The 14,679-nt window shown below is 45.7% G+C and carries 9 protein-coding genes and 1 tRNA gene; 8 read left to right on the forward strand and 2 right to left on the reverse strand.

Going from position 1 to position 14,679, the window contains the following annotated elements; translation table 11 throughout:
* Positions 1–293 precede the first annotated feature (293 nt).
* From CIK93_RS09135 to CIK93_RS09170, 8 genes are all read left to right on the forward strand, one after another.
* On the forward strand, positions 294–5,714 hold the full coding sequence (locus tag CIK93_RS09135) for an alpha-2-macroglobulin family protein (protein ID WP_094447152.1): 5,421 nt from the start codon (positions 294–296) through the stop codon (positions 5,712–5,714).
* Positions 5,715–5,728: 14 nt separating this feature from the next.
* A complete protein-coding gene (locus CIK93_RS09140) occupies positions 5,729–6,823 on the forward strand; it encodes a DUF1573 domain-containing protein (RefSeq protein ID WP_094390511.1) in 1,095 nt (364 codons plus the stop codon).
* Between the two features lie 90 nt (positions 6,824–6,913).
* Positions 6,914–8,020 (forward strand): methylmalonyl Co-A mutase-associated GTPase MeaB, encoded by a 1,107-nt coding sequence (gene meaB / locus CIK93_RS09145; RefSeq protein ID WP_094390510.1) that lies wholly within the window; start codon positions 6,914–6,916, stop codon positions 8,018–8,020.
* Positions 8,017–8,955: a 4-hydroxy-3-methylbut-2-enyl diphosphate reductase gene (locus CIK93_RS09150; protein WP_254046305.1), complete on the forward strand. Its 939-nt coding sequence runs from the start codon at positions 8,017–8,019 to the stop codon at positions 8,953–8,955. Before meaB ends, CIK93_RS09150 begins: the two co-directional genes overlap by 4 nt.
* 66 nt (positions 8,956–9,021) lie before the next feature.
* Positions 9,022–9,750 carry an energy transducer TonB gene (locus CIK93_RS09155; protein ID WP_158214624.1) on the forward strand — a complete coding sequence of 243 codons (729 nt, stop codon included), beginning with the start codon at positions 9,022–9,024 and terminating at the stop codon, positions 9,748–9,750.
* 31 nt (positions 9,751–9,781) lie between these two features.
* Positions 9,782–10,759, forward strand: a complete 978-nt coding sequence (locus tag CIK93_RS09160) for a polyprenyl synthetase family protein (RefSeq protein WP_371327163.1) — start codon at positions 9,782–9,784, stop codon at positions 10,757–10,759.
* Positions 10,759–11,550: a TatD family hydrolase gene (locus CIK93_RS09165; protein WP_094447170.1), complete on the forward strand. Its 792-nt coding sequence runs from the start codon at positions 10,759–10,761 to the stop codon at positions 11,548–11,550. The genes CIK93_RS09160 and CIK93_RS09165 overlap by 1 nt, the downstream gene beginning before the upstream one ends.
* 133 nt (positions 11,551–11,683) lie before the next feature.
* Positions 11,684–11,771: transfer RNA gene (locus CIK93_RS09170), tRNA-Ser, on the forward strand.
* A 505-nt stretch (positions 11,772–12,276) separates the two neighbouring features.
* On the opposite strand, the gene CIK93_RS09175 is transcribed toward CIK93_RS09170, so the two are convergent.
* On the reverse strand, positions 12,277–13,461 hold the full coding sequence (locus tag CIK93_RS09175; RefSeq protein ID WP_094447171.1) for a sugar MFS transporter: 1,185 nt from the start codon (positions 13,459–13,461) through the stop codon (positions 12,277–12,279).
* Positions 13,427–14,677, reverse strand: a complete 1,251-nt coding sequence (locus CIK93_RS09180; RefSeq protein ID WP_094447153.1) for an adenylyltransferase/cytidyltransferase family protein — start codon at positions 14,675–14,677, stop codon at positions 13,427–13,429. Before CIK93_RS09180 ends, CIK93_RS09175 begins: the two co-directional genes overlap by 35 nt.
* Positions 14,678–14,679: the final 2 nt, after the last annotated feature.

Below are 14,679 nucleotides of genomic sequence, written 5' to 3' on the forward strand. Positions count from 1 at the left end.
CCTTCGGGATGTGTTCGGGATGCGCTTGGCCTACAAAAGTATGCCGTAAATCTTAAGTAAGTCCCAAGTAAGTCCCATTTTCATGCGGAAAATAATTGGAGTTTGAAGGGAGGGTAAAGGACGGCAAAACTGATCAACGTCCGTATAGAAGTGAAACGAATTGAAACAAAAGAAATCGTCCTCATGTTGCTCGTATATTTGATAATAAAGGCAAAAAACTCGCCATTCGTGTTAAAACACTTTGTGTTTTGACTTTTTCTTTGTACTTTTGTGCTACTAATAACGCATGTGCGATGAAGAAATTAGCCTTTTTACTCCTCATAATGGTATTTTCTGTACTGACAAACGTGTCGGCGCAGACCTATCAGATGTTGTGGAAACAGGTGGAAGAAGCGCAGAAAAAAGATCTTCCGCAAACTGCCATCCGACAGCTGAAACCTATTCGTGAGAAGGCTTTGAAGGAAAAATCGTATGGCAATTTTTTGCGTTCAGCACTCCTGCAAACCAAATTGCAAACTGAAATAGCTCCCGATTCGCTCCTCTCGGAGGTGCAAAAACTGGAAAACATAGCCAGCACTACAGCCGATAAGGTGCTTCGGGCCGTTTGTAGCGTTGTACTCTGTCAAATCTACGAACAGGAAACAACCGCTTTCGGAAACGATTGGAAAGCCAAAGCCGACAGTTGTAGGCACTTGGCAATGGCAAATCCTGCACTTTTGGCGCAAACTCCAACAGCCGATTACACCCCATTTGTGCTTGATGCAAAGACAGTAGATGGCTTTGGTCACGATATGCTCAGCGTGGTGGCAGGCGAATTGGATGTGTGGACTGAGGCTCAAGCTTACTATGAACAAGCAGGTAACCGTCGTGCCGCATGTTTGGCAGCCTATTTCGCAGAACGAAGTCAGTCGGCGGACGATGTGGCTACGCTTGATTCGCTCATCAGCCGTTATGCGGAAGAGAAAGAAGTAGGATGGCTTGCGGTAGAGCGTGTCAGATGCATGATGCGCAATGAGGAGACTTCTACCATGCAGACCGTGGCTTATATCGACCAAGCCATAGAAAGATGGGGAACAGCCGACCGCTTGAAGGAGCTTCTGGTGTTTCGTCATGAACTAACAGCGCCGCAATATTCTGCCAATATTGATGAAACACTTTTCATTCCACATGTTTCACAAACCATCAGATTGCGCAATCTTCGACACCTCACATCGCTCACACTTCGGGTTTACCGCACAACTTTGCAGGGCGACAGTAAGGAGCGCATCATGGGACAAATCAACGATGAGGCCTATCGCAGAATACGCCAAGGCCTTGTAGAACAGAAGTCTGCCGCACAAACCCGTACCTTTGCGCCACGTCCTGAATACGAACTTTTCAACGATTCCGTGACGTTGGCAGGACTTCCTGCAGGCATTTATCTATTGGAATTTTCTATTCCTGAGACAAAAGAAGTGCAGCGCCATTTGTGTTGCGTCAGCAATTTGCGTACTATGATTTTTGCACAACCCGATGGAAAAATGCGTTATGTGGTGGTTAATGCCACGACCGGACAGCCCGTTGCCGGAGCTAAGTTGCGGATAGGTGACGGCAAAAAAGCCATGTTGTTGACCACCAACGCAGCAGGCGAAGCATTTCGTACAGCCACCTCCAAGGACAATTGGACTCCACTTTTTGCCTATACTGCACAGGATAAGTATTGTCCGAAACTCTATAGTGAGCGCTATCCCTATGGTGGACAATCTACAGCCGACAATATCGTAGAACTCTTCACCGACCGTGCCATCTATCGTCCAGGACAAACCGTTCATGTGGCAGCCATTGCCTATCGGGTGGAAACCGACAAGCAGGCCCATGCGCTGAATGGAAAAACCTATACCTTGAAACTTTATGATGCACGAGGCAGAAATATCGCTGAAAAGCAACTGACTACCGATGAATATGGAAAGGCATCTTCCGATTTCCTATTGCCCGAACAGATGCTCACCGGCAATTGCCGACTCAATATGGGCGGTTGCAATCAGAATATTCGTGTTGAAACCTATAAACGACCCACCTTCGATGTGGCATTTGACGAGTATAAGAAACGCTATGCTGCGGGCGACACCATTACTGTGAGTGCAAGAGCAAAAACCTATTCGGGTGTGGCTGTACAGCAGGCAAAGGTTCGTTATCAAGTGCGCCGTCAGCAGTCATGGTGGTGGCGTAGTATGGATGGCGATAATGGCGTAGTGGCAACAGGTGAAACTACAACCGATGCCGATGGACTATTGAAGGTAAATGTTCCATTAGTATTATCGAAGAAAGAGGATAAAACTCCAAGATTTTATCAGTTTGTTGTAGAAGCAGATATTACCGATTTGCAGGGAGAAACCCGCCAAGCCACTATGTCGCTTCCGTTGGGAACACGGTCCTCTGTGCTTACTACAACCTTGCCTTCGAAAATCAGAAAAGACCAAAATACCCCATGGCGCATCAATCGTTTCAATGCTGCCGGACAAGCTATCGGTGGAAAGGTGAAATACCGTATTGACCAAAACCCATGGCAGACCGTAGAAGCCAACGATACGGTTGGACAATCATGGACCGCTTATACGTCGGGCAAGCATCATCTCGAAGCCGTATGCGAAGGCGATACTTTGCAGCATGATTTTGTGTTGTTCTTACTCGACGACCACCGTCCTGCCGTCCAGACCGACGAATGGTTTTATGTGAGTCACGATCGTTTCCCAGCTGACGGTAGTCCGGTAACCCTACAAGTGGGTTCTTCTGATGCAGACGTCTATATGGCCTACGAGATCTGTGTTGCCAATAAAGTGGTGGAAAAAGGTTTCCGCCGTGAAAACGGTACATTGTGGAATCGCAAACTGACCTACAAACCGGAATATGGCGACGGTATCCAGCTCTCGTTCGTATGGGTGAAAAATGGAAAATATCATCGCCATACAACCACTTTGTATGCACCGGAACCAGACAATAAATTGACTCTGCGATGGGAAACCTTCCGCAACCGTCTGCTCCCTGGTCAGCAGGAAGAGTGGAGACTGCATGTTGCAGACAGCAAAGGACGTTCGGCAACGGCACAACTCATGGCTGTGCTATACGATAAAAGTCTTGATGCACTCGCCAAACACCAATGGTCGTTCACTCCCCGCATTTATTATCAAGTGCCGTATGGCAACTGGAGATTCTTATACAGTTCCAGCCTTTTTCTCGATTACAGTCTTCCCTGTCCCTATGTTGTAAACGATATTCGCTCAGTTGGCGTGTTCGATCATTCGGTCTATCCCTATCGCATGATGGGAATGGTGTTGCGCTCGTTCGCTACAAATGGAATAAGAATGAAGGAAATGGCCAAACAGGTGGGGAGAGTATATGAGGCTGTAGAAGAAAGTGCAGACCGCATGGAGAGTGTTGTTATGGAATCGAAAATGAAGGACTCAGGAATGACGAAAATTGACGAAAACAATACGCACAAGCCTGTTGCCCTCCGCGAGAACATGACAGAAACAGCATTCTTCTATCCAACTCTCGCTACAGATACAGCAGGTATGGTAACTATTCGTTTCACCATGCCTGAGACGCTCACCACGTGGCGCTTCATGGGAGTAGCCCATACCAAAGACATCCGTACTGGATATATTGAGAGTGAGATTGTGGCACAGAAACAACTCATGGTAGAGACCAATCTGCCACGGTTTATTCGTGAGGGCGACAATAGCCAGTGGAATGTGCGCATCGCTAATCTCAGCAATAGTGTAGAGACAGGAACGGTGCGACTTGAACTGCTTGATGCTGAAACCGAAAAAGTGGTTTATACAGAAGATACCACATTTAGTGTCGATGCTGGAAAAAACACTTCTGCGACATTCCACTATCAGGCAGACGGAAATCACCCGCTCCTCATTTGTCGCATCATCGCCAATGGACAAAACCATTCGGATGGTGAACAGCGCTATTTGGCTGTGCTTCCAGCTACCGAACGTGTCATTGTGACACAACCTATCACGCAATACGAAGCCGGAGGCATGACGCTGAATATCGACAAACTATTTGCCAAAACAGCAACACATCGCAAATTGACAATAGAATATACCAACAACCCTGTGTGGATGATGGTTCAGGCGTTAGCGGCAGCAGGACAGCCCTCAGAGAAAAGTGCTATTGGACAAGCGGCTGCCTATTATTCCAATTTCCTCGCCAAGTCACTTGTTGACCGACTGCCGCAGGTAAAGCATGTGTTTGAACTATGGCGCCGCGAAACAGAAGAAACGAACTCGCTCCAAGCGCAACTGATGAAGAATCAAGAACTCCGCGACCTGTTGCTCGATGAAACACCATGGGCGACCGAAGCAGATAATGAACGCGAACAAAAACGTCAGTTGGCAGACTTCTTCAACGACTATAATGTCAGCAACAGACTGGAGCAGAACCGACAACAATTGCAACGTCTGCAAAATGCGGATGGAGGCTTCGCGTGGTATGAAGGTATGCGCTCCAACGACTATATTACGATGGAGGTGGCACAGATGCTCGCACGTCTGTCGTTCCTGACCGGCGAAGATAGTAGAACTAATGTCTTACTGCGTAAAGCCATGGACTATATGGACAAGAGAATGCTTGAAACCGTGACAGAACTCAAACGCAGAGAGGCAAAACGTGAGCGCATTACGTTCCCTGGAGATAATGCTTTCCGTTGGCTCTATGTCAACGCTATAAGCAAGCGCCAACTTTCAACATCGGTTCGCAAGGCAAGCGACTACCTTATAACATTATTGCGCAAAGAATCGAAGCGCATAAGCATCTATGGAAAGGCAACGCAGGCCATAATCCTTCATCAGCAAGGTTTGCATACGGAGGCAGCCAACGATGTGGAGAGCATCAAGGAATATTCAGTCTATAACAAAGAGGTGGGGCGCTATTTCGATACACCACGGGCATTCAATTCGTGGTATAGTTATAAGATTCCTACGGAGGTTGCGGCTATCGAGGCCTTGCACATGGTGTCTCCCGATGACGAAACAACCATCGAAGAGATGCGACGTTGGCTACTTCAGCAGAAACGTACCCAACAGTGGGATACTCCTATCAATACGGTTAACGCCATCTATGCGTTCTTGCAAGGGAATGAACAGGTGTTGGCAACACCACAGCCGGTACAGATGGAGATTGACGGAAAACCATTGGAACTGCCTAAGGCTACTTTGGGATTGGGCTATGTGAAAACAACTATTCAACCATCGGAAGGTAAGACTCTCACCATCCGTAAGCCAGACAATAACGCTTCGTGGGGAGCGGTCTATGCACAGTCCTTACAGCCCATTAAGCAAATTACCGCAACTAATGGGGCGTTGACCATAGAGCGTCAATTGGTGGGCGGACCAAGCATGTTGCACGTGGGCGACCGTATCAAGGTGCGTATTACCATTGAAACAAAGCGCAACCTCGACTTCGTTGAGGTGGTGGATAAGCGGGCGGCATGTCTCGAACCTGTCGGTCAATTGTCAGGATACCTTCGCGGAGCTTATTGCGCACCTAAGGATGGAGCCACATATTATTTCTTTGAAAAACTGCCAAAAGGCAAACATGTGATAGAAACAGAATACTATGTTGATAGAGCGGGATGCTATGAAACGGGAACTTGTACGGCACAATGTGCCTATGCCCCCGAATACCAAGCAACTGGCGCTTCGATGACACTCAATATTGAATAATAAAAAACAAAATAATGATTTTAAACAACAAAAGAAAGACAACAAATGGATGGCGATGGCTTGCAGCCTGTTGCCTGATGACAATGCTGCCCATCGGGGCTATGGCACAGAAACTGATTGCCCAGAAAACTACAATAGATGTGGGTAAGACAGGATTCCAACAACCCGTTACTGCTGTCTTCGAGTTCAGAAACAAAAGCATAAGACGACTGAAAATCGAAAAGGTAGATCCAGATTGTAACTGTACAGTAGTAGAATATCCTAAGACCGTGGTTGGTATGGGAGAACGCTTCCAGATACGGATGACATACGATGCACGGATGCTTGGACATTTCGACAAGCAGGCGGCTATTATCAGCAATGGTACTAAGAAACCTGTATATATACGTATGAAAGGTGTCGTGCTGGCAGACTATCAAGATGTGTCGTGCAATTTCCCTATAGAGATTGGAGAATTGAGAACCGACAAAAATGAACTGGAGTTTGATAATGTCAACAAAGGAGAACATCCTATACAGCAGATACAAGTATATAATAACAGCGACAAACCATGCCGTCCTAATCTTATGCACCTGCCATCGTATCTCTCTGCAACTGTCGTCCCTGAGAAAATCAACCCAGGACGTACCGCAACCATATCGGTCACGTTACAGTCGGAAAAGGTCGGAGGATTCGGATTGACGCAATCAAGCATCTATCTCGCAACTAATCCGGGCGATAAAGCTACGGCAGACAATCTCGTTGGAGTATCTACAGTATTGCTGCCAGCATTCGAGGGAATGACATCTGAACTTAGAAAGTTTGCACCAAACATGCAATTGTCGAAAGAGAAGGTGGACGTGGTAATGGCAGGAAAATCAAAAAAGAGTGATGTCGTCAACATAACAAATACAGGACGAAGCGAATTGAAAATCTCGTCTATACAACTTTTTACCGTAGGATTGCGTGTGTCGCTCAATAAGCGAATTCTTAAACCGGGAGAAACCGCACGCTTGAAGATAACTGTATTGCGCGACCAAATCAAAAAGGCACGTACACAACCACGTATTCTGATGATTACCAACGATCCAGACCACTCGAAAGTCGTGATACCGGTTAGCGCAACTTGATAGTCAGCCTAACGGAAAAGCATGTGAGGCATTACAATGTAAAAGAAACTATTATTGACTAAAATATTCGTAACCCATAATTATCGATATATGGAACATCCCGAAAACAACGCAGAATTTGCAGGACTGCAAGTGAACGGTGGCGTAGAGCAGCCGTCTATCATCAATCCTTATCTCAAACGTAATAGATTCAAACGCCGCGAGCTGACTGCTGCCGAAATGGTGGAGGGTATCGTAAAAGGCGATGTGACTGTGCTCTCACAGGCTGTCACACTCGTAGAAAGTGTCAATCCTGATCATCAGGCTAAGGCACAGGAGGTTATCAATAAGTGTCTGCCCTATAGCGGCAATAGTATCCGTGTGGGTATAAGTGGCGTACCGGGGGCAGGAAAATCAACGTCTATCGACGAGTTTGGCATACATGTGCTGAAAGAGAAAGGTGGAAAACTCGCAGTATTGGCTATCGACCCAAGTAGCGAACGCTCTAAAGGTAGTATCCTTGGAGATAAAACGCGCATGGAGAAACTGTCTATTCATCCAGATTCTTTTATCCGTCCTAGCCCAACGGCAGGGTCTTTGGGAGGAGTGGCACGTAAAACTCGTGAGTCGATTATCCTATGTGAAGCTGCTGGATTCGACAAAATCTTTGTAGAAACGGTGGGCGTAGGACAGAGCGAAACGGCTTGTCATTCTATGGTCGATTTCTTCTTACTCATACAGTTGGCTGGTACGGGCGATGAACTTCAAGGCATCAAACGTGGTATTATGGAAATCAGCGACGGTATTGTTATCAATAAGTGTGATGGCGAAAATGTTGATAAATGTCATCTGGCTGCAACCAATTTCCGCAATGCATTACACTTCTTCCCTATGCCTGAGAGTGGTTGGCTGCCCAAGGTACTATGTTATAGTGGATTCTATGGCTTGGGTATCAAGGAAATATGGGATATGATCTATGAGTATATCGACTTTGTCAAAGACAATGGATACTTCGACTATCGCCGTAATGAGCAGGCTAAATACTGGATGTATGAAAGTATCAACGAGCATCTGCGACTCAATTTCTATAATGATGCACTCATACAGAAACGAATGCAAGAGGCAGAAAAGGAAGTCTTGGCTGGACAGCAGACATCGTTTGTGGCTGCACAAAATCTGCTCGATTTGTATTTCGAACAACTCAAAAATGGTAAATGAAGAACGAACAACCGAAAATGAACAATTCGTGTGAAACAAAGGATTCCTCTACGTCTCCCGTAAAAAGGAATGACGGAGGAATCCAAATTGAAATAGACAAAGGGAGCGGCTTTTGTTTTGGTGTGACTACTGCCATAAAAAAAGCAGAGGAGGAACTGGCTAAAGGAACGAAGTTGTATTGTTTAGGAGACATCGTTCATAATGGAATGGAATGCGAACGATTGCGACAGATGGGACTTGTCACCATCAACCATGACGACCTTAGACAGTTGCACAACGTAAAAGTGTTACTTAGAGCACATGGCGAACCGCCAGAAACCTACGTCTTGGCACAACGAAACAATATCGAAATTATAGATGCAACCTGTCCGGTAGTATTGCAGTTGCAAAGACGCATCAAAAAACAATATGAGGCTGGCGGAGGACAAATTGTCATCTTCGGAAAAAATGGACATGCAGAGGTGCTTGGATTAGTGGGACAAACTCAAGGCGAAGCTATCGTCATTGAGAAATTCGACGATGTGAAGTGTCTTGATTTCGAACGAGATATTTATCTGTACTCACAGACTACAAAATCACTCGATGAGTTTCACCGCATTATTGACTATATTCAAGAACATATTCAGCCTAATGCAGTATTCCAGAGTTTCGATACTATTTGCAGACAGGTCGCTAACCGTATGCCTAATATCTCACAGTTTGCAACACACCATGACCTCATACTGTTTGTCTGTGGACGGAAAAGCAGTAACGGAAAAGTGCTCTATAACGAATGCCTGCATATCAATCCCAATTCGCATCTCATAGAAGGACCAGAGGAAATACAACCGGAATGGCTAGAAGGCATAGGAACCGTAGGCATTTGTGGAGCTACCAGTACACCAAAATGGCTTATGGAACAATGTCGTGATGCTATTGTTGCGTTGACAGATTAGGTACTCACGTTCTGAAAAGCTCAAATGGATTTGGTTTTTCGCTCACTTAATCGTACCTTTGCACAAATGGAACAGAAAAAGATACCACAGGTTGATCTCGATCACCAGCGAACCACAGGTTTCCTGTTGGGACTAGTACTGGTGTTGGCTCTGCTGTTTGTCTCACTTGAATGGAACAGTATGCCCAATGTGGAGACAGACGAAGATATGGATATCAGCGAACTGGTCCATGAAGACGAACTGGTGCCTATGTCCATCGAACAGCAGATGGCTGAGATGCCACCGGCCAGAGCCAAAGCAGAAGAGAGTGAACAACTGCGAGTGGTGGATGACAATGTGGAACTGGCTCATGAAGAGAAAAACGAGCAAGACGATACTGATGGCGATAAAAATGGGGAAGATGATTCTTCTGTACCACAGCAGGTGGATACAGAAGACCCAAAGGTGCTAACTCCTGTGGGTATCGACCCTAACAACAATCCCTTAATGTTTCGTATTGTGGAAGATCTGCCACAGTTTCCTGGGGGTGCCGTAGAACTGATGAAGTGGCTTACACGTAATCTGACCTATCCAAAAGTTGCACAAAGTCGCAAAACACAAGGCAAGGTGGTGGCTTTCTTCTATGTGGAGAAAGATGGAAAAATCACGGGAATAACCATCCATCAGTCGTTGTCGAAAGAATGTGACGACGAAGCACTACGAGTACTAAAACAGATGCCAAGATGGAAACCTGGCATTCAGAACGGCAAGCCATGCCGCACTAAGGTGTGCATACCTATCGTCTTTAAACTATAAAAAAATCTTGAAACAATAAAAACGAATAACAATGATACTATCATCAAACGAAATCCTTCAAGCGGTCAACGATTTCTTGGAAAAACTTCCGTATGACCGTAAACCACAGTCGCTCTATGACCCAATCCGATATGTGTTGTCGCTCGGTGGCAAACGTATTCGACCTGTGCTGATGCTGATGGCATACAACCTCTACAAGGATAAACCAGAGGACATCCTTATGCCTGCATGTGGATTGGAAACGTATCACAACTACACGTTGTTGCACGATGATCTCATGGACAATGCTGACCTCAGACGTGGTCATGAGACCGTTCACAAACGTTGGAATGCCAATACAGCAATTCTGTCGGGCGACTCAATGTTGGTCTTGGCCTATCAGCGCATGGCACAGGTGCCTGCTGAAAAACTGGCGCAGGTGCTCGACTGCTTTACAGAGACTGCATTGGAAATAGGTGAAGGACAGGAATACGACATGGCATTTGAAACCCGAAATGACGTGCGCGAAGAGGAATATATCGAAATGATTCGCTTGAAAACTTCGGTGTTGTTGGCTTGTGCTACTAAGATTGGCGCTATATTGGCTGATGCACCAAAAGAAGATGTCGAAAATCTCTATCGCTTTGGTGAACGTATGGGACTCGCTTTCCAATTGCAAGATGACCTGCTTGATGTATATGGTGACTCAAAAGTATTTGGTAAGGCTATTGGTGGCGACATTACCTCTAATAAGAAAACCTATATGCTCATCAATGCTTTCAACCGAGCAACCGACAAACAACGTGCCGAACTGACTCGATGGGTTGAGGCCACTACATTCGATCGACAAGAGAAGGTTGCTGCCGTGACCAGACTCTACGATGAGATTGGCATACGTCAACTCTGTGAGGAGAAAATCAATGATTATTTCCAACAGGCAGCTGAGAGTCTTGATAAGGTTGGAGTTGATGGCGAACGAAAACAGATGCTCCGTCAGTATATGGATCAATTGCTTCATCGTAACAAATGATGCACTATACCGATACTCATACACACCTTGATGGCGAGGAATTTCTAAACGACCTTGAGGCTGTTGTACAGCGCGCAAAGGACGCTGGGTGTCATCGAGTTCTTATTCCCGCTATCGACAGATCTTCGCTTGAGAGTGTGCCGGCTCTTTGTCTGCGCTATCCTGATTATGCCTTTCCTATGATGGGACTGCATCCGGAAGAGGTGAAGGCTGATTGGCATGATGTGTTAAGCGAAATGCACGAATCACTTCTAACCAATCCATCCTATATTGCTATTGGAGAGGTGGGGCTCGATTATTATTGGAGTCGTGAATTTGAAACAGAACAACTTGAAGTGTTCGAAGAGCAGGTTAGATGGTCTGTAGAGATGCAGTTGCCTTTGGTGATACATTGTCGTAAGGCACAAAACGAAATGGTGGCTATTCTCCGTCGATATGCCGACAAACTTCCTGGTGGCATATTCCATTGCTTCACAGGAAATGAGCAAGAGGCTCGTCAGTTGTTGGATTTTCCTGGTTTTGTATTGGGAATCGGCGGTGTATCAACATTCAAGAAAAGCCATCTGCCAGAGGTTCTTCCTGCTTGTGTTCCACTTGACCGTATCGTTCTTGAAACCGACTCTCCCTATATGGCTCCTGTTCCTCTTCGCGGTCAGCGCAATGAACCGGCATTCATTCAGCATATTATTAGAAGATTGGCAGAGGCGTATGGCGTTAGTGAAGAGCAGATATGTGAAGTCACTGAATCGACAGTCTTGCGCATCTTCCCTCGTCTTGCCGTCTGTCAGTAGAAAAACAATCTATTTGTTGGTAAATAATGTGGTTGTTTCGCATGGCGAAGTTGATGTTTGCGGGATATAAATATTCTGTCTTTTTCTTGCCAATGCAAAATAAAAGTAGTAATTTTGCATCCGCTAACGCAAAGGAGAGGTGCTCGAGTGGCTGAAGAGGCACGCCTGGAAAGCGTGTAACCGGCAAAACCGGTTCGGGGGTTCGAATCCCCCTCTCTCCGCTTTTCTATCTTAAAGGGAATCAATCAGGTTCCCTTTTTGTGTGCTTGTTAGAAAACCTTTTAATAGAGTGCTGATATGGAAATATGTTTACTTGTATAAAACATCATGCCGTTACAGTATTACAGTATTACAGTTTTTGAAAAGCAAAAACGATGGGTTCGTAGCGTTTTTACCAGTTAAAAACCACAAAAAACTATCTAATGAGCCTCAAAAAACGTTTTTGAAAACTGTAAAACTGTAAAACTGTAACGATGTAAAATATCTAATTCTGATATTGTTTCTTTACATACGGATATCGTTTTGTATTGTTAAAAGCCCAAAGGAAATCTTCCTTCCCTGTGCGTGCTATTTCCTAAGTAAGTCCTAAGTAAGTCCGCTGAAACTCCTAAGTAAGTCCCAATGAACTTACGGGCAATATGGGAAATAGATGGGAGATGTTACGGTCAGAAAGGGGAAATACCGCCTACACAGTAATTCTTATGCTTGGCGTGGAATGGTTGTTCGCTATTTCCTTCTTGTTGCGGCATATCCTGCAATTACGACATAACAGAGTAGGGGAATGATGAATGATGTAGCCATGCAGCCGGTTGTGTCGGCAATATATCCCATCAGTATTGGGGCAACGGCACCACCCACAATGGTCATAATGAGCAGCGATGAGGCTATCTTGGTATGGGTTCCTGCATCTCTTAATGCCAAGGAAAAAATGGTAGGGAACATGATGCTCTCACCAAAATATAAAGCGAAGAAGGCTGCAAGCGATACCAAACCGTTACAAGTGACAATGACAAGAGTGGAGAATATGGTGAGCATGGCACATACCATTAATATATATTTGGGTTTGATATAGTTCATCAACACTCCTCCTATCAGGCGTCCTGCAAAAAACAATCCCATGCCGCCAAAACCAAGATACATACTGGCTTCTTGTTTTTCGATGTGGATACACTCTACGGCGTAATTGATGAAAAAACTGTTTACGCCAGTTTGAGCGGCTACATAGAGAAACAAAGTGAGCATGCCGAAAGTAAAGGCGACAACGTTGATCGGTATGTCTTTTCTCGTTTCTTGCGTTTCCGCTTCATGGGTTTTGCGAGGGTCAGGTAGTTTGACACGAGAGAATATAAATGCCACGACAAGTACAAGTATGCCAACGATAGCATAGGGAACGGCGATGCTTACTCCAGTGAACAACAGCTGACCGCCCACCAACGGTCCCACAATCCATCCTATGCCGTTGAGCGATTGTGATAGGTTGATGCGACTCTCTGCCTTGTCGGGATGTCCGAGAACGGTAGTATATGGGTTTGCACTTGTTTCAAGACATGTCAGTCCACAACCAATGACGAATAGTGACAACACATAATAGTAGAAGCTATTAACCAGTAATCCAGGTATGAACATCAGTGCACCGATGCCGAATAACATGAGTCCAGTCGTTACCCCTTTGCGGTATCCCCATTTCTGAATAATCCATCCTGCGGGTAGTGCCATGAGGAAATAGGCTCCATAGACAGCAGCCTGTGTCAGTGCCGACATGGCTTTGCTGATATGGAATGATTCCTGGAAGTGGGGGTTTAACACTTCCAATATACCATGTGCAAAGCCCCACATAAAAAACAGGGAGCTGATGAGCAAGAAGGGGATAAGGTAATTATGCCCTTCGTATTTGAAGATTGATGGCTTCATGGTGAGCATTTGTAAATTTTTTACTGTCCTTTACTACCAAGGCGAGATATCCTCCTCCACCTGCACCAGGCATTTTCCAAGCCAGTACATCGTCCATGGCACTGTATTGGTCTATTGTGGGTTGTACGCTTGCTTCGTGGAGCTTCTCGCCGTTGATGGAGGGGGTGACCATGCCAGGGAACATGGCAATTTGTGCTTCAAACGATGCTTTGTAAGCTGCGGCAAAATCGTCAATATTGTGTGCGAGGATGGCAGTCCAGCAGGCATCAGCAGCATCAGCCAAAGCTTTCACCTTGTCGGGGGTGATGTCTTTATCCTCTACCACGCTACATCCTGGTCGTCTGGGAGCCATCGGTATCATTACGAGATGGTCTTCAAGGAATCGGAGCGTCATTTCGTCCTGTGTTGTCTCTATCTTTTCCGGCCAGAAATTGTGGTCGTAATAGTGTCGGCAGAGTCCTGGAATACAGATGCCGATTGAGTCTTGTGCGCCTGATATGATTCCATCGTGGCGTTCAGGATTGTTTTCAAAACAGAATACCAGTCGCGCCAAAATTTCCGGATCCATCTTAGGGAGCTTCACAGGCCATATCTTCTGTATCATTTTTCGTGTTGATGTTGATAGTCCGCAACGGTCTCTTACTTCAAATGTTGGTTCGAGTGAGATGGTGATGGCCCATCCGGGATGGTGCATGCTCACGTATGGTTGGTCTATCCATGTGCCTGCCAAGTCCAGTCGGGTGGGGATAGATTCACCGTTTGTGCTTCCAGCCTGTGTCGTATCTGTTTCTTGTTGCCCTTTGGCAAGTTCAGCCTTTAGTGATGATGACGAACGTGCTTGGAGTCCTTCGTGTGGTGTGCGTTGCAATTCCACATATTCTATACCTCTTTCTTTGCAGAGTTTACGTTTCTCGTCAGAACCACCTTCTGCATTGACCACAAAGACGTCGGGCTTCACCAAGTCGAGTGTGGGCAGAAAGTCAATCACTCCGCTTCCTTGGTTGATATAGGCTTCTTTTACCGCCTTGATGTTTTTCACCATGAAGAGGCGTTCTTCTTGCGGAAACATAGGTTTGCGGTGTTTATATTCCAAATAGGTGGCATCGGATCCGATGCCCACGTATAGGTCGCCATATTGTGCTGCTTGCTGAAAGAACTCCACATGTCCGGAATGTAGTAGGTCGTAACAGCCGCTTACAAATACTTTTTTCTTCATGT

The sequence above is a fragment of the Prevotella sp. P3-92 genome, from assembly GCF_002251205.1.
Taxonomy (GTDB): domain Bacteria; phylum Bacteroidota; class Bacteroidia; order Bacteroidales; family Bacteroidaceae; genus Prevotella.